Origin of the sequence: uncultured Adlercreutzia sp., from assembly GCA_910585575.1 — a bacterium.
In the GTDB taxonomy this organism is placed as follows: domain Bacteria; phylum Actinomycetota; class Coriobacteriia; order Coriobacteriales; family Eggerthellaceae; genus Adlercreutzia.
Genome location: CAJUFS010000032.1, coordinates 8,149 through 26,838 on the forward strand (window position 1 = coordinate 8,149; position 18,690 = coordinate 26,838).

The 18,690-nt window shown below is 62.5% G+C and carries 18 protein-coding genes; 9 read left to right on the forward strand and 9 right to left on the reverse strand.

Annotation, left to right across the window (positions count from 1 at the left end; translation table 11 throughout):
• The first annotated feature begins 165 nt into the window (after positions 1-165).
• Positions 166-1,533: a galactokinase family protein gene (locus QZ307_RS05885; RefSeq protein WP_295997163.1), complete on the forward strand. Its 1,368-nt coding sequence runs from the start codon at positions 166-168 to the stop codon at positions 1,531-1,533.
• Positions 1,530-2,750, forward strand: a complete 1,221-nt coding sequence (locus QZ307_RS05890; protein WP_295997168.1) for a hypothetical protein — start codon at positions 1,530-1,532, stop codon at positions 2,748-2,750. The genes QZ307_RS05885 and QZ307_RS05890 overlap by 4 nt, the downstream gene beginning before the upstream one ends.
• An 87-nt stretch (positions 2,751-2,837) precedes the next feature.
• On the opposite strand, the gene QZ307_RS05895 is transcribed toward QZ307_RS05890, so the two are convergent.
• Entirely contained in the window at positions 2,838-4,319 is a 1,482-nt protein-coding gene (locus QZ307_RS05895; RefSeq protein ID WP_295997171.1) for a LuxR C-terminal-related transcriptional regulator, read from the reverse strand.
• A 281-nt stretch (positions 4,320-4,600) separates the two neighbouring features.
• Here QZ307_RS05895 and QZ307_RS05900 point away from each other — a divergent pair, with 281 nt between their 5' ends.
• From QZ307_RS05900 to QZ307_RS05910, 3 genes are all read left to right on the forward strand, one after another.
• Positions 4,601-6,550 (forward strand): FAD-binding protein, encoded by a 1,950-nt coding sequence (locus tag QZ307_RS05900; RefSeq protein ID WP_295997174.1) that lies wholly within the window; start codon positions 4,601-4,603, stop codon positions 6,548-6,550.
• 110 nt (positions 6,551-6,660) lie between these two features.
• Positions 6,661-7,554, forward strand: coding sequence for a coproporphyrinogen III oxidase (locus tag QZ307_RS05905; RefSeq protein WP_295997177.1), 894 nt, complete (start codon positions 6,661-6,663; stop codon positions 7,552-7,554).
• A gap of 283 nt (positions 7,555-7,837) precedes the next feature.
• Positions 7,838-7,969 carry a hypothetical protein gene (locus QZ307_RS05910; RefSeq protein WP_295997181.1) on the forward strand — a complete coding sequence of 44 codons (132 nt, stop codon included), beginning with the start codon at positions 7,838-7,840 and terminating at the stop codon, positions 7,967-7,969.
• Here the strand turns inward: QZ307_RS05910 and QZ307_RS05915 are convergent.
• Positions 7,966-8,553 carry a hypothetical protein gene (locus QZ307_RS05915; RefSeq protein ID WP_295997184.1) on the reverse strand — a complete coding sequence of 196 codons (588 nt, stop codon included), beginning with the start codon at positions 8,551-8,553 and terminating at the stop codon, positions 7,966-7,968. The genes QZ307_RS05910 and QZ307_RS05915 overlap by 4 nt on opposite strands.
• The gene (locus QZ307_RS05920; RefSeq protein WP_295997188.1) at positions 8,550-9,407 is read right to left on the reverse strand and encodes a DUF3990 domain-containing protein; all 858 of its coding nucleotides are present in this window, start codon (positions 9,405-9,407) and stop codon (positions 8,550-8,552) included. Before QZ307_RS05920 ends, QZ307_RS05915 begins: the two co-directional genes overlap by 4 nt.
• Before the next feature lie 271 nt (positions 9,408-9,678).
• Between QZ307_RS05920 and QZ307_RS05925 the strand changes: the two genes are divergently transcribed.
• Positions 9,679-10,665 (forward strand): alpha/beta hydrolase, encoded by a 987-nt coding sequence (locus QZ307_RS05925; RefSeq protein WP_295997191.1) that lies wholly within the window; start codon positions 9,679-9,681, stop codon positions 10,663-10,665.
• Between the two features lie 117 nt (positions 10,666-10,782).
• On the opposite strand, the gene QZ307_RS05930 is transcribed toward QZ307_RS05925, so the two are convergent.
• The 5 genes from QZ307_RS05930 to QZ307_RS05950 all read right to left on the reverse strand — a co-directional run bounded on the left by QZ307_RS05930 (position 10,783) and on the right by QZ307_RS05950 (position 15,380).
• Positions 10,783-11,106 (reverse strand): heavy metal-binding domain-containing protein, encoded by a 324-nt coding sequence (locus QZ307_RS05930; protein ID WP_275206568.1) that lies wholly within the window; start codon positions 11,104-11,106, stop codon positions 10,783-10,785.
• Between the two features lie 180 nt (positions 11,107-11,286).
• A complete protein-coding gene (locus QZ307_RS05935; protein ID WP_295997197.1) occupies positions 11,287-12,069 on the reverse strand; it encodes a CPBP family glutamic-type intramembrane protease in 783 nt (260 codons plus the stop codon).
• Between the two features lie 321 nt (positions 12,070-12,390).
• Positions 12,391-13,263 (reverse strand): AmmeMemoRadiSam system radical SAM enzyme, encoded by an 873-nt coding sequence (amrS, locus tag QZ307_RS05940; RefSeq protein ID WP_295997200.1) that lies wholly within the window; start codon positions 13,261-13,263, stop codon positions 12,391-12,393.
• Entirely contained in the window at positions 13,256-14,662 is a 1,407-nt protein-coding gene (gene amrA / locus QZ307_RS05945; protein ID WP_295997202.1) for an AmmeMemoRadiSam system protein A, read from the reverse strand. Before amrA ends, amrS begins: the two co-directional genes overlap by 8 nt.
• Before the next feature lie 91 nt (positions 14,663-14,753).
• The gene (locus QZ307_RS05950) at positions 14,754-15,380 is read right to left on the reverse strand and encodes a 5-formyltetrahydrofolate cyclo-ligase (RefSeq protein WP_295997205.1); all 627 of its coding nucleotides are present in this window, start codon (positions 15,378-15,380) and stop codon (positions 14,754-14,756) included.
• Positions 15,381-15,804: 424 nt separating this feature from the next.
• Between QZ307_RS05950 and QZ307_RS05955 the strand changes: the two genes are divergently transcribed.
• The gene (locus QZ307_RS05955; RefSeq protein WP_295997207.1) at positions 15,805-16,113 is read left to right on the forward strand and encodes a thioredoxin family protein; all 309 of its coding nucleotides are present in this window, start codon (positions 15,805-15,807) and stop codon (positions 16,111-16,113) included.
• A gap of 1,277 nt (positions 16,114-17,390) precedes the next feature.
• On the forward strand, positions 17,391-17,531 hold the full coding sequence (locus QZ307_RS05965) for a 4Fe-4S binding protein (protein ID WP_295997212.1): 141 nt from the start codon (positions 17,391-17,393) through the stop codon (positions 17,529-17,531).
• A gap of 63 nt (positions 17,532-17,594) precedes the next feature.
• Here QZ307_RS05965 and QZ307_RS05970 read toward each other — a convergent pair whose 3' ends face one another.
• Complete coding sequence (locus QZ307_RS05970) at positions 17,595-18,170, reverse strand: TetR/AcrR family transcriptional regulator (RefSeq protein WP_295997215.1); 576 nt, start codon at positions 18,168-18,170, stop codon at positions 17,595-17,597.
• A gap of 242 nt (positions 18,171-18,412) precedes the next feature.
• Between QZ307_RS05970 and QZ307_RS05975 the strand changes: the two genes are divergently transcribed.
• Positions 18,413-18,690, forward strand: a 278-nt coding sequence (locus tag QZ307_RS05975) for a twin-arginine translocation signal domain-containing protein (protein WP_295997217.1), incomplete at its 3' end; no start/stop codon positions are given.

Consider the following 18,690-nt stretch of genomic DNA (forward strand, 5'->3'; position numbering starts at 1 on the left):
TGCCCTCTTGGCGCGAGGCGGTGCGAGCGCAGCTGGAGACGGCGACGGCTCTGGAGGGGGCGGGTCTCAGCTGCTTTGTTTACACCCAGCTTTCCGATGTCGAGGAAGAGGTCAACGGTCTGCTAACCTATGACCGACGGGTAAACAAACTCAAGGAGGACTCCTATGGCGACGATTTCTCCGGCTGAGGAGCAGGCGCAGGCAAAGTTGGCATTGCTGAGCCAGCGGTTCCAGGAGGCTTTTGCCGGTGAGTGCGATCAGAGCCAGCGCGCCTCCTTTGCGTTCGCTTCGGCGCCCGGACGCATGGAGATTGCCGGCAACCATGTGGATCATCAGGGCGGTCGCGTCATCTCTGGAGCCATTGACGAGCGCACCTGGGGGCTGGCGGCCGAAAACGGCCTGAATCGCATTCGCGTGGTGATGGACGGCTTCGGCACCGATGTCATTGAGCTCGACGACCCTTCCTGGTTGGAGCCTCACCCGGTGGAGCGCGAGTCCTCGGCGGCGCTGGTGCGCGGCATCGTCGCCGCGTTTGTGCGGGCCGGCGGCACGGTGCGCGGCTTCGATGCGGTAACTACCTCCGATGTGCCTCCGGGGTGCGGTCTCTCCTCATCAGCCGCGTTCGAGGTGATGATGGGGGCTTTGGTAGAGGGCTTGTTTGGAACGAAGGCAGTGGCGCCAGCCGACGAGACGACGGCTGCCGCGCTCGCGCCCGATATCGAAGCGGGAAGCGATGTGGGGGCGCCCGGGGGGTTGGCCTTCCAGGGATCGGATGTGCCCCTTGACGCGGTGGCTCTGGCCCTGGCCGCCGTTGAGGTGGAGCAGCGCTACTTCGGCAAGCCCTGCGGCCCCCAAGATCAGCTGGCCAGCGCCTGCGGTGGGGTGGTGACCATCGATTTCGCCCCCTCGACGCCCGAGGTGACGGCGCTTGAGCTGGACGCAGCGGCCCATGGCTATGCCACGGTGCTCATCGACAGCCGCCACGACCACTCGCTGCACCAGGACGAGTTCTCGGCCATTCCCGCAGATATGCGCATGGTGGCGAACATGCTGGGCGTCACGCGCCTGGGCGACACGACGGCTGAGGCGCTGCTTGACCAGTGGGCGGCGGTGCGTGCGCAACTGGGCGACCGTCGGGCCATGCGCGCGCTGCATTACTTCGACGAAGTGGAGCGCGTCAACGCCCAGCGGGCGGCTTTGGAGGCCGGGGATTTCTCGCTCTTCCTGAAGAACGTGCGGCTTTCCGGGGCCTCGTCGGCCCAGTTCCTTCAGAACGTCTCGCTGCGCGATCCGGGCTCTGAGACACGTCAGCCGGCCATGGTCATTCAGAGTCTGTGCGCCCACCTGCTGGAAGAGAAGGGCGCCTGGCGCATCCACGGCGGCGGTTTTGGTGGCTCGGTACTGGCCTTCGTGCCACTCGGCGAGGTGGATGCGTTCGTGTCGACCATGAATCGTCTGCTGGGCTATGAGGCCTGCCAAGCGGTGGCCGTCGGCGGCACGGGTGTGTGGGCGGTGCGCGGGTTGTGCGCATGAGCGCCAAGGACGCCGCCCCCGTCTTGGGTGCAAACCCGCCGGAAGCGTGGCGCGAAAATCCGCAGTGGAAGGCGGAGACGCCGGCCGGTGTGCTCGACATTACTATCAATTTGGCGAAGCCCGAGAAGGACCCGCGGGCCATTGCCGCGGCGGCCCGTGATGGCGCTTGCGTGGAAGAAGGCGACAGCGCCCTTGGGCAGAAGGGGCCATCCGAGGGTGGCTCATCGGCTCGGGGAGGGGAGTGCGGTCGAGGGCAAAAGCTCGAAGCTTGTGATTTGTGCTGGGCGCCTCCCGCGGCTGACGCCCCGGCTCATCTGCGTCGCGGCGGCGAGCCAGTGGGTCTTGTCACGCTGCAGGAAGAACGCTGGGCCTGGTGGTACTCACCCTACGGCTATTTCCCCGAGCACCTGATTGTGGCGGCGCCGGAGCATCGACCCATGAGTATCGAGCCCGCAACAGTCGATCGGTTGCTCGATTTCATCGATGCCTATCCCGCGTACTTCATCGGATCCAACGCCGATCTGCCCATTGTGGGTGGGTCTCTTTTGAGCCACGATCACTTCCAGGGCGGCCGCTACCGCTTTCCCCTGATGGACGCGCCCCTTGAGCGTATCGTGATGCTGAAGGATGCCCCGGGCGTCCAGGCCGCCATCGTGCGCTGGCCCTCCTCGGTCATGCGCCTGCGGAGCACCGATCGGGAGGCGCTTAGCTGCGCGGCGGCACGCATCATGACGGTTTGGCGTGGGCACAACGATGAAGCCTGCGGGATTTGGGCCGCCACCGACGCCCAGGGGCGCCTTGCGGCCATGGGCGAGAGAGGCGCTTCTTCGACCGAGGGATCCGCTTGCGTTTCCACTATCAGTGGGGTTGGTACCGTTACGCCTCACAACACCCTGAACCCCATCGTCTGGCGCGAGGGCGACGACTACGTGCTGGACCTGGTACTACGCAACAACCGCACCACGGCCGAGCGCCCCTACGGGCTCTTCCATCCCGACGAGTCTCTCTTCCATATCAAGAAGGAAAACATCGGGCTGATCGAGATCATGGGTCGTGCCATCCTGCCCGCTCGTCTGGCTCAAGAACTGCCCGGTGTGAAGGATGAGGCCAGCCAAGGGTTCTACCAGGTGCTTTGCGCCACAGGCGTGTTCAAGCAGAACGAAGCCGGCCGCGTCGGGTGGGATCGCTTCTTGGCGGCTTTAGGGGCGGAGCGCTAGCGACGAGCTGGAATGTCGGCGGGGCAGAGGTGCTGAGAATTGACTGCGAATCGCTGGTAAAAGTCCTTGGGGGGCGGATGCGGCGTGCTACGATAGCTCGTTCTCGTCGATAAGGTCGAGCAGCTCTTCGCGCGAGGAGACGCCCAGCTTCCCGTAAATGTGGCGCACGTGGGTGCGCACGGTGTTCTCCGACACGAACAGCTTCTTGGCGATGTAGCCATGGTTGTAGCCGCGCCCCAGATAAAAGAGCACTTCCTTCTCACGGGGCGAAATGCCGTACTCCTCGGCCAGCTCTTCGCAGCGCCGGTGAATGAAGCTGCGGGTATCGGTTTCCGCCGGCGGCTCGGTGCGGTTTTCGCGCTCTTCCTTGGAGCTACGGGCGAAATAGAGCGCAATGAGCGCCAAATAGAAGGCGAAAAGCACCAGGCAAAGCGTTCTTCCCATGGTTCCCAGATCCAGAATGGCGAAAGCTCCAGCGACGAAGCAGATGCCGAACAGGACAAAGGCTCCCGAGAACACTAAGGAGGGCGCGGCAGGCAGGGTGCGGCACAGGCTCGCCATGCTGCACCAAACGCTCAGCCCTACCACGGCGAAGCTTGCCGAGGAAAGCACGCTGGTGACAGGTTGCAAGGCGGGAAGATTTTCCGAAATGACGGGAATGACCAGCAGGAGTGCAACGGCCAGGGGAAAGACCGCCTGGTTGAAGAAGCGCAAGGGAGACGTGCCCCGGTTGCGCAGCACCACCACGGCCACGGCCGCCGCCATAAGCACCGGCCCGCTCATGGAGGCCAGAAGGTTGCCGGGAAGCACTTGCTTCGCCTGCTCTTCGGAGACGATGGGGTCCCAGATCAGGCCGAAGATGAAGCAGCTCAGGCAGGCGCCGACTACCGGCATCCAAAGGGCGCCCCCAATGCTTTTGAGCATCGTGAGTCGTTCGCGGGAAGTCGCCGCGCCTTCCGAGAGGGAGACTTCTTCTGAAAGAAGAGATGCCTGTGACAGGGAGACCCAGAGCAGGACGGCGCTTGCCGCCACGGCTGCGGCAATGATGCCCAAGCCGCCGACGGTGGGGCCGGCAGCGTTTTGCAAGCCGTGCACAAAGCTTGCCACCACCAAAGAGGCAGCTCCGTTGGGTAGCAGGCTTTCTGGCTCCATACGCCCGTACACAGCGCCCCACTGGACGGCGAGGGCGAAAGCGCCGACGCCGAATCCCGCGCTTTGCAAGCACAGGGCCGCCAGCGGCAGGGAGGGGGCAAAGCCGTACAACGAGGCAAGACCGACAAGTCCCGCAAAGCAAAGGCAAACCCCTACAGCAATGACGATGCGGTTGTGGCGTTTGGCGTTCTGAGAAAAAAGCGAGAATCCCAACAAGGCAGCGGCGGTGATGACGCCGCCAACGGCAATGGAAAGCAGCACGGCGAAGAGCGCTTCCTGTTGCGAAGCCGTGTCGAAGCGGATAAAGCGAATGGCGCAGAGGAATGCGCCGAATAAAATTCCCGCGCCCCAGCTGAATGGAACCAGGCGCACGCCCCCTTGGGGCGCCTGGGGCACCTGTGTTTCTCCCTCGCTCATAGCCCCTCCCAAGGATGCGAGTAATACCTGGTCATTGCCGCAAATCACCAGTTTCAGTGATAAACGTTGTCGCAGGTGAAAGCCGCTTTTCGCTCAAATCATCTCTTTCAGCGATGGGCAAGAACCTCCGACCTCTCTATTCTAGCCAACCGTAATCCGCTTGCCTCGAGAAATTTGCAACACGACTCCGAGGACCGCGCATTCGTGCAACGCCGGCAGCGTTGTTGGAAACGCAGGGGGAGCGGGAGCAAGAGACCTTCAGAGCTTGAAAGGGAGAGGGTATGAAGGAGAACAAGAAACAGGGTTATTCGCGTCGCGACTTTCTGAAGGGCGCCGCAGCGGGCACGATGTCCATCGCCGCCCTGGGCGCTTTGGCCGGCTGCGCTCCGCAGGGCGCTGCCGATGCCGCTGGCGAGCCCATGGCCGCCACGGGCGAGACCGCCTCGGCCAAGAGCTACGACGTGATGAGCCAGCTGTCCACGTTCAATCGTGGCGAGGATGCTGCCAAGGTGGCCGCTGCCACCCCCGAGGAGTACATCATCTCCAAGGGCGACGGCGTGCTGTCCGCCGGCGGCGGCTGCGATCCTCTGGGCATCACCCCCGAGGACTTCATGCAGAACGTGCCGGCGTGGCTCGGCGAGGCCCCGCAGATCAGCGATGTGGCCGACACCGAGAGCTGCGACGTGCTGGTGGTGGGTGCGGGCAATGCCGGCACCGTGGCGGCCCTGCGCTGCCAGGAGGCTGGCAAGAACGTCATTCTGGCCGAGATGCAGACCTATGACGAGTACGACGAGTACGCTTGCGACATGGCCTGCTACAACTCCAAGCTGTTCCTGGACAAGGGTACCCCGGAGATCGACACCATGGACGTGTTCAACGAGTACATGCGCCTGTCTCGCGGCCATGCCCATCAGCAGCTGGTGCGCGACTACGCTACGCGCTCCGGCGAGATGCTCGACTGGATGTGCGGCTACATTCCCGCCGAGTACATTGAGAAGTACGCCAAGACGTCCAACTACAAGGGCAACAAGAACTTCAACGGCAACTGCTGCGGCCAGATGTCCTGGCCGGCCATGACCCAGTGGCGTGACGAGGAGACCAACATCAACATGTGGCCCTTCGTCATCCGCTCGGTGCATAGCTCCTTCGAGCAGGCCGGTGGCCAGATTCGCTGGGGTTACCAGGGCATCGTCCTGGTGAAGGACGGCGACGCCGTGACGGGCGCCATCTTCCAGGACGTGGACGGCGCCTACCATCAGATCGACGCCAAGGCGGTTGTCATGTGCGCCGGCGACTTCGGCGGCAACCCCGACATGCGTCTTGACCTGTCCGATCAGATGCGCAACTTGGCCTGGTCCTACGGTCTGGATCGTACCGACGTGGCCACCATCGGCGGCATGGGCCGCGACGGCTCCGGCATCAAGATGTGCCTGTGGGCCGGCGCTACCATGGAGGGCGGCCCCCGTGCCGGCCAGGCCGCTGGCATCAACGGCGTGCCCGGCTTCGCCTTCGGCGGCAACTGGCCCTGCTTCGGCAACGACGGCAAGCGCTTCATGAACGAGAACGTGGTGAAGCACGGCTCCAACGGCTACCTGGACATGCTGCCCGAGGGCTTCCTCATGGCCAACGTGACGGACGCCAACTGGGAGACGTACTTGAGCTACCAGGGCTTCGGTCATGAGACCATGGACCGCTCTTCCGACTACATGGTGGAAGAGGTGCGCGGCAACATGGACGCCTACACCACGGGCCCCGATGGCTTCGACGTGCGCGCCTTCTCGCGCTTCGGCAAGGAGTACTCCAAGGTGTACGCCGCCGAGACTCTCGACGAGCTGGCCGACATCATCGGCTACACCGGCGAGGCCAAGACGAACTTCCTGGCCGAGGTGGAGCGCTACAACGAGCTGTGCGACAAGGGTCACGACGATGATTGGGGCTGCGATCCGCAGAGCCTGTTCCCCATCAAGAAGGCTCCCTTCTTCGCCAGCTTCGGCACCACGGGCGGCAACCCCTCCGGCGGTCTGTGCCAGCATGCGGCCGTGTGCACCGACGGCGGTTACCGTGTGCTGACCGGCGCCAAGCAGCCCATTGCCGGCCTGTACGCCGCGGGCAACAACTGCGGTCAGCGCTACGGCATCCAGTACGCCACGCCGACGGCGGGCAACAGCTGCGGCAGCGCGCTGACCTCTGGTTTCTGCGCCGCTGACAGCGTCATCGCCGACCTGGCCTAAAGCAACAATCCGGGGCCGATGGGCATCCCCCTCCCTCCCATGGGTGTATCATCGGCTCAAGTTCACGGCGGCTGCCCTCGGGCGGCCGCCTCTCTTTCGGAAGGAGAATCATGGCCGACCAGAAGGACGCCATCGTGACCATCGCGGTGCCCCTGTGCGTGAACGACGACACGCTGGCGCGCGAGGGCATGCTGCTCGGGTGGGACAGTGCGCGGGCAGCCCGCTACAGCGAGGCCGTGGTTCGGGAAATTCGCGCGAACGCCGGCCAGTTCGATGACTGCGTGGTACGGGCGGTGCGTCTGGGCGGCGGGGTGGCCTCCAATGCGGGCCGCGGCATTGCCGACATCATGCGCGCCCTGCGGGAGTCGCTGCCGCTGGCCGAGGACGTGGCGGTGACCATGGAGTCCTCCATTGCTAACATCAGCGGCGCCACCTTCCCGTTCTTCCGCCGGGCAGGTATCAACCGCTTCGATTTCGAGATGTTCTCGCTCAACTCCGCCAACTTCACCGAACTCAATAGCGTGGACAACTTGGCGGATTATCCGCTGGTGTGCGACCACTTCCTGCACGCTTATGCGAGTCGCTCGCTTGGGGTGGTGCTGGCCTACGGCTACGAGCCGGTGCGCGAGGCCGATGCGGTTACCCAGCAGCGCCGCAGTGCCTTGGCGGCGGCTGGCGAAAATGTGGCTCACGTGCGCTTGGTGCCCGTGGAGGGTGCGCGCAAGGCCGAACCAGCAGAGGCAGAGCGCCAGCGGGCAGCTATGGCGGAGGCGCTGGAGAGCCAGGGTTTCGTGGAGTATGCCCCGGGCGCGTTTGCGCGGCCCGGCGAGGAGGATTGCTTCACCGTGCTGGAGCGCAACGGATGCGAGTCCATCGGCTTCGGGCTGGGCGCCATCACGCGCTTCGACGGGGTCGAGAGCCGCAACACCGCCGATCTGACTACCTATCTCGATCATGCGGACAACTTCGCCCTGATCACCGAGGCCGTGCAGCCGCTGGGTTAGGCGTGTGGAGCTAGCTGGTGCCTCGATGCCCCGACGCTTCGATGGGCTGGCTGCAATTTGACGGTTTTGGAACCCTCGGGGGCGAATCGGTACTCGAGACGCATGGAATGACTGGAAAACATCGATTTTGGAACCGATTTACGCAAAGAAGTTAGATGCAACGAATCGCCATCAGGCGTTATTAGTCTAGGCGGTTCGCGAAAAGGGTCGCATTAGCGCCCTTGTGTTCCAAATTCGCGCTTTCGCAGCCATTTGAGGGCGCCGCGTAGCACATTGCCGCTGCGTGTCCTGCGGTCTGCCGGGCAGCGCCGAGGCTCGCGCCCTCGCGGAAGTGGCCGACGCCCTGCAGGCGCTCGACCGCCTGCGCCCCTACGGTATCGAGGACCACGAGTTGGTGGAGGTCGATGCCTCTTAGTTGTTCTTGCTGGATGACCTCTCCGTCCGAATCTGGGCGGAGGGGCTTCCGCTCGCCTCTTCACCGTTATGCTCTTTGAGGGTGACAACGCAATATTCGAAATGACTCTTTTCGCGGATACGGCGCAGGGCTTCGACTCCGACGCTGAGGACGCTTCGGTCTGCCTCAATACCTTGCGCCTCCATAATTCGCTCGATAGCTTGCCCAGGGTCAAGCGTGTGGTAGGCGGCGAAGAGCTTCGACAGCTCCCGTGCTCCGATGACGCGGTAGATTGCCGGTGAAGACTGATTGCGGGTGTAGGCCCAGTAACGATAAAGGTAGCCCATCCAGAAGAGAACGTCAGGAGGGTATTTCACTGTTCCGTATGTACTTTCGCCGTATTCCTCCTCAAGTTCCCGGAAGAGGGATTCGGGCGAGCTTGATTCGGCAAGAAAGCTTGTCGCGTCCATGCGCTTTGCCACGTTCGAATTCATGAATCGCCGAATGAAGATGGGGGAGCTGCAAGAGGCTCGTTCGGCGGATTTTCGGAACATTTCTCCCTGTATGTTGCAGAGCATGAGCCCATCGTGGTCGATTTCCCTCATGATAGAAGCTCCTCAATGTAAAGGCCTTGATTTCGGTATTGCCGGCGAGCCACCTTGGCCTTCGCGAGCCCCGCTGCGGTGCCATGCTGTCGAACCTGCTCGTAATGCTTGCGCTCTGCCGTGGAAAGGAAGCACTGCTCAAGGATGCGCAGATGATCGAGAGAGCGCTGGGTGGCGAACACGTACTGTTTCCCCAGATTAGTGGCGGAAAGGCTGTGCTGGCACTGAAGGTCGGTGATCTCGCCGTCTATGAACAGGTCTATAGTTTCGTACATGCGGTTGTCGGCAATAGGGGCGATAAGGTAGTCGGCCTTTTCGACCCGCGATCGCACGTCCTGGACGAGGGGATGCTCGAGGTACTCGCGCAGGCGCCCCCGGTAGCTTGCCACGGCGAGCATCCAATCACGGTCAACGTTGAACTCCTCTTTGCTCAGCCCCGTCGGGTCGAAGGCAACCATGAAGAGCGACGAGTTGGGGAAATGAGTGACGAAGAGCGCAGACTGCTCGAGACTTTCGCCGCAGTAGAAACCTTGGCCAAAATCGTTGTTGGGGCGCGATGCCGTCAGACTGAGAGGCCCCTGGATCCCCGATTTCGACCCATGGAAGAGGACGGTTGCCCCGGTTCTTTCGAGTTCTTCCTTGTAAAGCTGCGCCTTGATCTCGTTGAGGGGAACGTCATGGGAAAACGCGTATCCGTAGAATGCGTCGAGCGCTGCCTGCCGGGGGTTGGCGTTCTCGCTCATCCAATGGTCGAGTGTGGGCCGAGAAATGCCCAGTTGGCGAGCGAGGCCACTTTTGCTCAGGGCGAGAAGCTCAAGGACGAGCGCGATATCCTCTTGAATACGGAACTCCATGCCTCTACCCCTTTAAACTTCTATGTAAAAAACTTTACATAGAAGTTTACCACCGAGGAAGGTGCCTTGTCGATACCGATTGCCGTAGGGGGAGTGTTGGGCAACCTGCTGACACGGAAGTGCTTTTCTTACTCATGCCCCAAAGGCATGAAGAACTATAGAAAAGCGGTATTGGAGCTTTCTTTCTATGCTCTCGATAATGGAACTATACCCCCTCCCCTCCAAAGGCGGCCTTCGGGCCGCCTTTCCTGTAGCGAAAGGACTTGCATTTATGGCTCAGCTTGAAACGACCCCCATCTGGGACAAGGTGTTTCCCCAAAGCGACAAGGTCGACCATGAGAAGGTGACCTTCCGCAATCGCTACGGCATCGAGCTTGCCGCCGACCTGTACAAGCCCAAGGGTGCGGAAGGCCCGCTAGCCGCCATTGCCGTGTCCGGCCCCTTCGGCGCGGTGAAGGAGCAGAGCTCGGGCCTGTACGCCCAGACGCTGGCCGAGCGCGGCTTCCTCACCGTTGCGCTCGACCCTTCCTTTACCGGCGAGTCCGGCGGAAGCCCGCGCTACGTGGCTTCGCCAGATATCAACACCGAGGATTTTATGGCGGCGGTGGACTTTCTGAGCTGCCGCGACGACGTGGATGCCGAGCGCATCGGCATCCTGGGCATCTGCGGCTGGGGTGGCTTGGCGGTGAACGCCGCGTCTTGCGACCTGCGCATCAGGGCGACCGTGGCTTCCACGATGTACAACATGAGCCGCGTGAACGCCAACGGTTACTTCGATGCCGATGATAGCCCTGCGGCTCGCAACAAGAACCGCTCCGCTCTGGCGGCTCAACGCACGGCTGACTATGCGGCGGGCGATTATGTGCGCGGGGGCGGTGTGGTAGATCCGCTGCCGGAGGATGCGCCGCAGTTTGTGAAAGATTACTACGCTTACTATAAAACGCCGCGCGGTTACCATGCGCGCTCTCTGAACTCCAATGACGGGTGGAATGTGACGGGCTGCCAGACCTTTATCAACATGCCGTTGTGCGCCTATGCTGGTGAAATCGAGGCGCCGGTTCTGCTCGTTCACGGCGAGAGGGCCCATTCGCGCTACTTTAGCGAGACAACCTACGATGCGCTGAAGGCTGGGATTGCCCCGGCCAACAAGGAGCTTGTGATCGTCCCTGGTGCCAATCATACCGACCTGTATGATCAGATGGACATTATCCCCTGGGATGCCATCGCAGTCTTCTACGACAAGGCGCTTGCTCAGTAGCAGCCACGGCGGCGCGGGCGCGCGCAGGCCGAGAAGACGAGAAGGGGGCTCCCGCTTGCCGCTGGAGCCCCCTTCTCTGCGTTTTGGGGTTGAGGCCGCTTGTTGCTGGAGCGGTGTCTACGCCTTCTCTACCGTGACGGCGGTGCCGGAGGCGCTTACCATGAGCATGTTGCCCTGGCCGAGCACTTCGTAATCCACGTCTACTCCGATGATGGCGTGGGCGCCCAGGGCCGCGGCGCGCTGCTCCATTTCGGCGATGGCCTGGGTGCGGGCCTGCAGGAGCTCCTCCTCGTAGCCTTCCGAGCGGCCACCCACAATGTTGCGAATGCCGGCACCGAAGTCGCGCAGGAAGTTGATGCCAGTGATGACCTCGCCGAACACAATGCCGTAGTACCCGGTAACGCGGTAACCTTCAATAGTGGGAGTCGTGGTAGTGATCATGGGCCGGTTCCTTTCTGCTCGCTGCCTTATGCTTTTAGTTTAACGTATCGCGTTCGTGATACGCCTTGTGCGACAAATGCGATGCGGGAAGAGCCCGGGACGCGATTATGGCTGCGACCAACGAGGCCAAGCTGGCTGCTGTCGTGGATCTTCTGGCATCGCGCTGAAGGTGGTACCGCTCTAGCCCTGCCCGTTTTCGCGCTCTTTGAGCTGGCGATCGATCTCGTCTTTCACGGCGTTAACGGGCGCTTCGCCTTGGAAATAGTCGGGATCGCGCACCATGCGACGGGCCTCGAAAGCCGTAATCCCGAAATCGTAGAGGGCGTGGGCCAGGGCCACGGCGGCCAGCATGCCCGTCAGCACGTAAAACGTACCAAGGAGAAGACCGATAGTTGTTACCACCAGGTTGGCATAGAGGCAGTGGTACTGGGTGTGCATGAGGGTGAATACCACCGTCGAGGCAATGACGGCGACGATCGCCGCACCCGCGAAGCCCAGAACGGGCTCGGCCACCACCATCACTACGCCAATGACGGCGAAGCGAAAGCCCACTTCTTCGGCGCAACCCACGCCCAGCATAAGGGGCGCAATTTTTCCCAGAGGTAGGCGCGCTATCTCACCGCTCAGGCCGCGGCGCACCTCGAGCACCTCTTCGCGGCCCTTTGCGGTACGCCAAGCCAGCCCCTCGGCCGCGCGATCAATACCGAACATGAGCGCGGCAAGCACGATGGCGCAGGCCATGGACCCTGGCCATCCAACGGCAAGTCCGTCGGCCCACGCCGCGGCCCAGCCGTTGGTGACGGCCTGCCACAGACCTTCGCCGCGCAGGCAGCACAGCACGATGGTGCAGATGATGGCAGCCACCGTGGTTGCGAGCACCGATCCGACTAGAACTTGCGTCAGGCGTTCTTCCTCTTCCTGGGGAAGAGGAAACTTCTCGCGAGCTTTGGCGAAGACATCCATAGGGACTCCCGGTTTGGACGGACGGCAGGGTGCGCGGTTGCGCCAAGTCCCTAGTGTACGCCCGATCTCCATCTTCGCTCACAGATTTTGGTCTGAAATGTACGGTTTAGCATGCGAAACCGTACCTTTCGGCACACTCTGAGATGGGCACGCGGAGTTTTCCCAGGTGAGTTTTGATCGATAAGCAGATCGGCAAGCGAAATCCTGCTAAAGCGTTGTTTTCAGGACAAAAATGCTCGGCGACGATTTGCTCGACGGTGTTTTGACAGGGTGGCTTCGGGCTTTTGGCTAGCCCTTCAGCAGCCTTTCCGCCACTGGTTGCTAGCAGTTGCCGGTGTAAATGTTTTCCAAATAGCGTCGCGCGACGTTTGCCAAGCGATGGACGTCGGCCACGGGGGTGGCGGGGCGGTCGGTCAGGCGGTGACAGGGGAAGAAGCGCGTCAGGTGATAGGGGATGGTCGGATCCAGCGAGGCGAGCCACTGAGCGGCTGCGGCAATTTCCTGCTCGCTGTCGTTTTTGCCGGGTATGACAAGGGTGGTGACTTCCAGATGACAGGTAGGCGCGGCGGCCAGGGTGGCAATGGTGTGCTTGACCGTTTCCAGGTTGCCGCCGACGAAGTCGTAGAACTCCGGGGTGAATCCCTTGAGGTCGATGTTGGCCGCATCGATAAGGGGTAGCAGCTCGGCCAAGGGCTCAGGGTTCACGAAGCCATTGGACACCAGGATGTTCACCAGGCCGCGCTGATGGGCCAAGTATCCCGTATCGCGTACGAACTCGTAGCCGATAAGGGGCTCGTTGTAGGTGAAGGCAACGCCGATATTGCCCTGGTCGCGCGCGGATTCGGCCAGCTCTACCAGTTCGGTGGGCTGCACTTCTTTCCAGGGCACGTCCTTTGGCCCGGCGCAGGCGATGGAGGCGTTCTGACAGAACGGGCAGCGAAGGTTGCAGCCGTAGGAGCCCACGGACAGCACCAAGGCTCCCGGATGAAACTGTGCCAGCGGCTTTTTCTCAATGGGGTCGAGGGCCAGCGACGTCAGGCGTCCGTAGTTGTCGTCCACGACGCGACCGTCCAGGGCGCGGCGTCCGCGGCAGAGCCCCCATTGCCCTTCGGCGAGCGTGCAGGCGTGCGGGCAGACGGGACAGGTGACGCGACCGTCAATGGAGGGCATGCCGACTATCGGATGCTCATTCATGGCGCGGCTCGCCTCCAGCGGTGTGGCGCACCACTTCGAAGCGTTCCAGCTTGGCGTTCTCGTTCGGACGCATGCCGGCTTTCTGTTTGGCAATGGCAATCTGGTCCATGACCGTGTCGACGCCCTCCAGATCGGGCAGCAAAAGCCCACGTTTAAAGCCATGGCTTACGATGACGCCATAGCGCTTCGGATCCAGCTGCTCCAGCGAATCGACGGGCTCGGGTTCGCCCAGCACATCCACCGAATAGGACAGGTGGTCCAGCTCATCGGGGCGCACGGCGGGGAAACGCGGGTCTTGAGTAGCGGCCGCTACGCCGTTCATGATGATTTCCTCGGCCAGGGAGGCACGGGTGGGGGCAATGGTGCCGATGCAGCCGCGCAAGTTGCCGAACTCATGCAGGCTCACGAAGGCGCCGGCGCGGCGGTGGGTCAGCTCGGGCGGCAGGTTAGCGGGAACTGGCAGCACGCGACCGTCGCGTACGATGGACTCGACGCTGGCGCGGGCCAGCGCCACGAGGGGGTCAATGTCGCGGCCGTGCTCTTCCTCTTCCCGTATTTCTGTAGCAGCTTCGGCTTCGGTGCTGGTAGGGGCCTTCTCCACCTCGAAGGCCGCCACGCCGTAGCCCACGCCGAAGGGGCCTTCGTAGCTCAGCAGCTCGGCGGTATAGGGCAGCCCCTCCAGGGCGCCGGCCATGATCTCGAAGGAGCGCAGACCGCACTCGGCGGCGCCGTCGCACAGCTCTTCGTTCAGATTGAACAGCTCTTGGAGGCGTCCTTGGCGGAAGATGTCGGCAATGGCCTGATCGAATTGCGGACCCTCGGGCGCGAAGCCGTAGGGGCCGTCAGCCTTGAGCTTGTGGGAAAGATCGCCGCTGGCGATAAGCACGCAGCGCGTGTCCAGGGCATCAGCCGCCTGGGCAATGGCCTGGCCGAGGAAGCGGTGGTCGGCGTCGCTCAGGCCTGAGAGGCCAATGCGCACCACGGGCACGGCGGTCAGGTCCACGGTCTGGGCCAAGAAATGCAGGGGGACAAAGGTGGCATGATCGAGCTCCTCCATGCCCTGGGGCGCGCCGGCGCTGGGAATGGAGCGATGGCGCAAACGCGCGGCGACGGCGTCGGCGAAGGGCCGATCGGTGCGCACCGTGATGCGCTCCTGGGGTTGGCCGAAGGCGGCCATCGAGCCGTGCTCCTCGGGGGTGTCGGCAATGAAGAAGCCGTCGCGGTAGAGCGGTGCGTGCGGAGAGGTGATGACGATGACCTGCGGTTGATGGGCGGCGACGCGTCGGGCCACTTCCTGATAGGCGGCGATAGTGTCGGCGATGGCGGCTTCTTGGCCGCGGCCCACCGCGGGCACAATGAGGGGCGGATGGGGGACGGCGTAGGCGGCAAGCAGGCTCATGGGATCATCTTCCTTTGCATGACCAGGCAGGTAGGCAATGGTTCCATGGTGCACCGAGTAAGGTGCCGTTGCGGCGTTGGTCGGGGAAGTGTCACAAGATTGTTGGCGCTGCACTGCCCGAGCGTAGCCCCGTTTCGTCCGCAACCCAATGGACGGGCTGATCGAAGGACTCAACAGCGCCCAGAGCACGCAAGTCGGAAACACGCTGAGCGGTGCGAGTCAATCCCAGGCTTGTGCCCGGGAAGGAAGCGAGGAAGCGATCGTAATAACCGCCGCCATAACCAAGACGGTAGCCGGCATCGTCGAACAGCAGTCCAGGCACGAGCGCCAGTGCACGTGAGTCGGCCGTCCGGGGATCGATGAGCGTTGCGGGGTTGTTCGGCGGCTCCAGGATGCCTCCATAGCCAGGGGCGAGGTCGGACAGGGAGGTGATGAGATGCCAGGTCATGAGGCCGGTACCCGGCAGGCAGCGAGGAAGGGCCACCTCCTTATCCTGGCGCAGCGCCTCTTCGATGAGGGTATGGGTTTCCACTTCGCTTCCGAAGGAGCAGTAGGCGAGGATCAGTGGGGCGCGAGAGAAGAGGCTGCTCTCCATGACGGCCTGGGCCATGGCGTGGTCGGCGGTTTTGCGGGTTGCGGGATCGAGGCTTTCGCGCAGCGCCTGCGCTTGTTGGCGCAGCGGCATTTTGCCGTCGGTTGTGAGGTGTGCGCGGTTCATGATGCTCCTAAGGTAAAACGTTGCCGTCTGCCCTTCAGCCGGTAGGGTATCGTCGGCGCCAAGGAAGCCCGCAGGGAAGGGGCGGCGCCAGCCTCGGTACCCAAGAAGACTAAAGGGCGGCGCAGCGCCAGCCTCGGCGCCAAGGGGATCGGGCGGCGAGTTGCTAGCTTCAGCATAGCAGGCGTTTCCACTTGCGGGGCTGTCACCTTGTCTGTGGGTCGCTTCTGGTCAATTGGCGGCCGTTTTCCATCGAGCGGACGGATGACGGCCGCAAAATCGTTCTTTTGCGGCTGCAGATCCGGCTGGCAACGGTTGGGGAAACACTTGCTCTCGGTGTTTTGACGAATGGCCTGGTGGCCAGGGATGTCGTCCGGTTGGGCGCACAATGGCCATGGTACGTGCACTTCAAAAGAAAGGATGTGCCATGATTGAGCAATTAAGTGAAAGCGACTTTTCCCAGAAAGTTATCGACGCGCCGGGCAAAGTGCTGGTGGAGTTCTTCGCCACGTGGTGTCCCCATTGCCAGCGCATGATGCCGGTTATCGGCTTGGTGGCCGATCGCCTCGAGGGCGAGGTGCCCGTCTATCAAGTGGATATCGACAAGTGCCCTCAGCTGGCCCAGAAGTACGCCTCCAATGGCGTGCCCACCTTCTTGCTCTTTGAGGATGGCGCGGTGAAAAAGACCCTGGTGGGCGAGCAGTCCGAGCAGCATCTGCAGCAGCTGGCTGCCTAAGGGGCCCTGAATAGCGGGACGCCGCTGCGCCGCGTCGCGTATAGCGCGGTGCTTTGCGCCGATCGCGGTTTGGGCGACGGTCCTTTATGGTTGATGGAAGTGCTGGATATTCGGCGCTTTGTCCTTCCGGGGACAGGCGGCCCCTTCTTCGGAAGGGGCCGCCTGTCGTTCTGTCAAAAGTCTTCTTGACTTGGAGTTGGCTCTAATTATTACTATCATGATCAGAGACTACTGAGAGGAGACTCCATGACTGCACCGTTCGAGGGCGTCGGCAAGCTTGGCTTCGGTGCCATGCGCCTTCCCCTGACCGACCCCGATGACGTAACGGCTATCGACATCGAGCAGGTCAAAGCCATGATCGATGAGTTCATCGCCCAGGGCGGCACCTATGTGGATACCGCCTTCGTGTACCACAACGGCCACTCGGAAGGCGCGCTGCGCCAGGCGCTGGTGGAGCGCTACCCGCGTGAGGCCTTCACCGTGGCCACCAAGTGCCTGGCCTGGGCCTGCCCCAGCAAGGAAGAGGCGCAGGCCTGCCTGCCCACTTCGCTGGAGCGTCTGGGCGTCGACTACATCGACTACTACCTGCTGCACAACGTGGGCGGCCCCCGCACAGCCAAGTTCGATGAGTACGACATGTGGAACTTCGTGGCGAAGGCCAAGGCCGACGGGCTCATTCGCTACGCGGGCTTCTCTATCCACGACGGCGCCGATGCGCTCGACGAGATTCTGACGGCCCACCCCGAGATGGACTTCGCGCAGGTGCAGGTGAATTACTTGGATTGGGACGATCCCGTGGTGCAGTCCCGGCGTCTGCTAGAAGCGGCGGCCAAGCACGGCGTCCCCGCCATCATCATGGAGCCCGTGCGCGGCGGCCGCTTGGCGAATCTGCCCGAGCGCGGTGCCGAGGTGCTTCGTGCCGCAAACCCCGAGGCCAGCCAGGCTTCTTGGGCCTATCGCTTCTGTCTCGAGCAGCCGAACGTGCTGACCGTGCTGGCCGGGGCCTCCACACTCGAGCAGATGCAGGACAACATGCGCACCTTCCAGACCCACAAACCCTTCACCGCTGCCGAACGCGAGGCCATCGACGGCGCCATCGCTGCCCTGCGCTCGGTGGACCTCATCCCCTGCACCAACTGCGGGTACTGCGTGAAGGACTGCCCCGAGGGCGTGAAGATTCCGGAAATTATGGGCATGCTGAACTTGGAGCGCACCACCGAGGACCGCGCTGTGACTGGAGTTCAGACGTGTGCTCTTCCGATCTGGACCGCGCTTTCGTGAAGAACCAGTACAGCTGGCAGGCCACGGGCGGCCGCGCCTCCCAGTGCATTCAGTGCGGCGCCTGTGAGGCCATGTGCCCCCAGTCCATCGGCATCATCGACCACTTGGTAGAGGCTGTGGAGCACTACGAGGACTAAAGGGGCTTCACCTCTCGGCTCTATCGACCGCAGAAGCTTCGGGCCATTCTTCGGAGCGGCCCGCTAGCGCATGAGGTGCTCTACGCCGTGGCACGTGAGGTCGCTTAGCAGCTGGGCCGCAGTACTTTCAGGAACCGTCTTGCCCTCGCGTACCCATTGGCGGTAGAAGTCCAGGGCGGTATTGCGGATGAAGCTCTTCACCAGCTCTTCCTGATCGGATGGCATCCAGTCGAAGGGATTGCCCACGGATTTGTAGCGGTTCATCTGGGTGCGGTAGATACGCTCGCCAAAGTCATACAAGCCCGGCGCGCAGATGAGCCGCTCCACAATGGAGGGCTGGGACGCCAGAAACAGAAAGAAGCGCCGAGCGTGCCCGTCGATGTCATAGGGGTCATCGGCGGTGGTCTCGTGGTTCTCGAAAAAGTCGTCCATGATGCCGTTCATGATGCTGTCGTAGAACGCCTCGATGGTCTCGAAGTGCAGGTAGAACGTCTTGCGATTGATGCCCGCGCGCTCGGTCAGGGTCTTCACGGTGATGCGGTCGAGCGTGGTTTCCTCCATCAACTCATTGAATGCCTCGTGCAACGCGGCCCTCGTGCGCAACACGCGAAGGTCGGCCTTCTTCTCCACGGTTCTCACGGTTTCCCCTCCTGACAGGCTCGGATTGGCGCCTCGCGCTGGACGCGCCTCTTGCTTTTTATATTACCTCCTGCGCCGTCATTTTCTGGAACACGTAGATGCCCACATTCGAAAAAGTGCGGCATAAGCACCTTGCGGAAAAAAGTGGTTAGTGCCTTCGAACGGTGCGCTTCATACACTGCACTCATGAACAGTCCTCCTTGGGGACGGGGGACGCAAACATGAGAGAGCAGGAGGAAACCATGGAGCAAAGACTTGAGGGTACCACGCTTTCCCGTCGCGGTTTCTTGCGAGCCGCCGGGGCTTTGGGTGTGGCTGGTTTTGCGGGCGCCAGCCTGACCGCCGTGGCTGCCAGCCAAGACGCCCAGGCCGATCCCGGGGAGAACGAGACGCATGGGTTCACTTACCACAACGAGCATTGCCTGTGCAACTGCATGCTGGATTGCACTGTGCGCGACGGTCGCCTGGCCATGGTGCAGCCGCGTGAGAACGAGGACAAGCGATTCCAGAACGTGTGCCT

Excerpts from the sequence above, each read along its gene's own strand:
- amrS (WP_295997200.1), bottom strand. The coding sequence starts at position 13,263 with ATGAATGAGCATCCGATAGTCGGCATGCCCTCCATTGACGGTCGCGTC.
- QZ307_RS05905 (WP_295997177.1), top strand. The coding sequence starts at position 6,661 with ATGGCCGACCAGAAGGACGCCATCGTGACCATCGCGGTGCCCCTGTGC.
- QZ307_RS05925 (WP_295997191.1), top strand. The coding sequence starts at position 9,679 with ATGGCTCAGCTTGAAACGACCCCCATCTGGGACAAGGTGTTTCCCCAA.
- amrA (WP_295997202.1), bottom strand. The coding sequence starts at position 14,662 with ATGAGCCTGCTTGCCGCCTACGCCGTCCCCCATCCGCCCCTCATTGTG.
- QZ307_RS05900 (WP_295997174.1), top strand. The coding sequence starts at position 4,601 with ATGAAGGAGAACAAGAAACAGGGTTATTCGCGTCGCGACTTTCTGAAG.
- QZ307_RS05885 (WP_295997163.1), top strand. The coding sequence starts at position 166 with ATGGCGACGATTTCTCCGGCTGAGGAGCAGGCGCAGGCAAAGTTGGCA.
- QZ307_RS05915 (WP_295997184.1), bottom strand. The coding sequence starts at position 8,553 with ATGAGGGAAATCGACCACGATGGGCTCATGCTCTGCAACATACAGGGA.
- QZ307_RS05930 (WP_275206568.1), bottom strand. The coding sequence starts at position 11,106 with ATGATCACTACCACGACTCCCACTATTGAAGGTTACCGCGTTACCGGG.
- QZ307_RS05935 (WP_295997197.1), bottom strand. The coding sequence starts at position 12,069 with ATGGATGTCTTCGCCAAAGCTCGCGAGAAGTTTCCTCTTCCCCAGGAA.
- QZ307_RS05890 (WP_295997168.1), top strand. The coding sequence starts at position 1,530 with ATGAGCGCCAAGGACGCCGCCCCCGTCTTGGGTGCAAACCCGCCGGAA.
- QZ307_RS05950 (WP_295997205.1), bottom strand. The coding sequence starts at position 15,380 with ATGAACCGCGCACACCTCACAACCGACGGCAAAATGCCGCTGCGCCAA.
- QZ307_RS05895 (WP_295997171.1), bottom strand. The coding sequence starts at position 4,319 with ATGAGCGAGGGAGAAACACAGGTGCCCCAGGCGCCCCAAGGGGGCGTG.
- QZ307_RS05920 (WP_295997188.1), bottom strand. The coding sequence starts at position 9,407 with ATGGAGTTCCGTATTCAAGAGGATATCGCGCTCGTCCTTGAGCTTCTC.
- QZ307_RS05955 (WP_295997207.1), top strand. The coding sequence starts at position 15,805 with ATGATTGAGCAATTAAGTGAAAGCGACTTTTCCCAGAAAGTTATCGAC.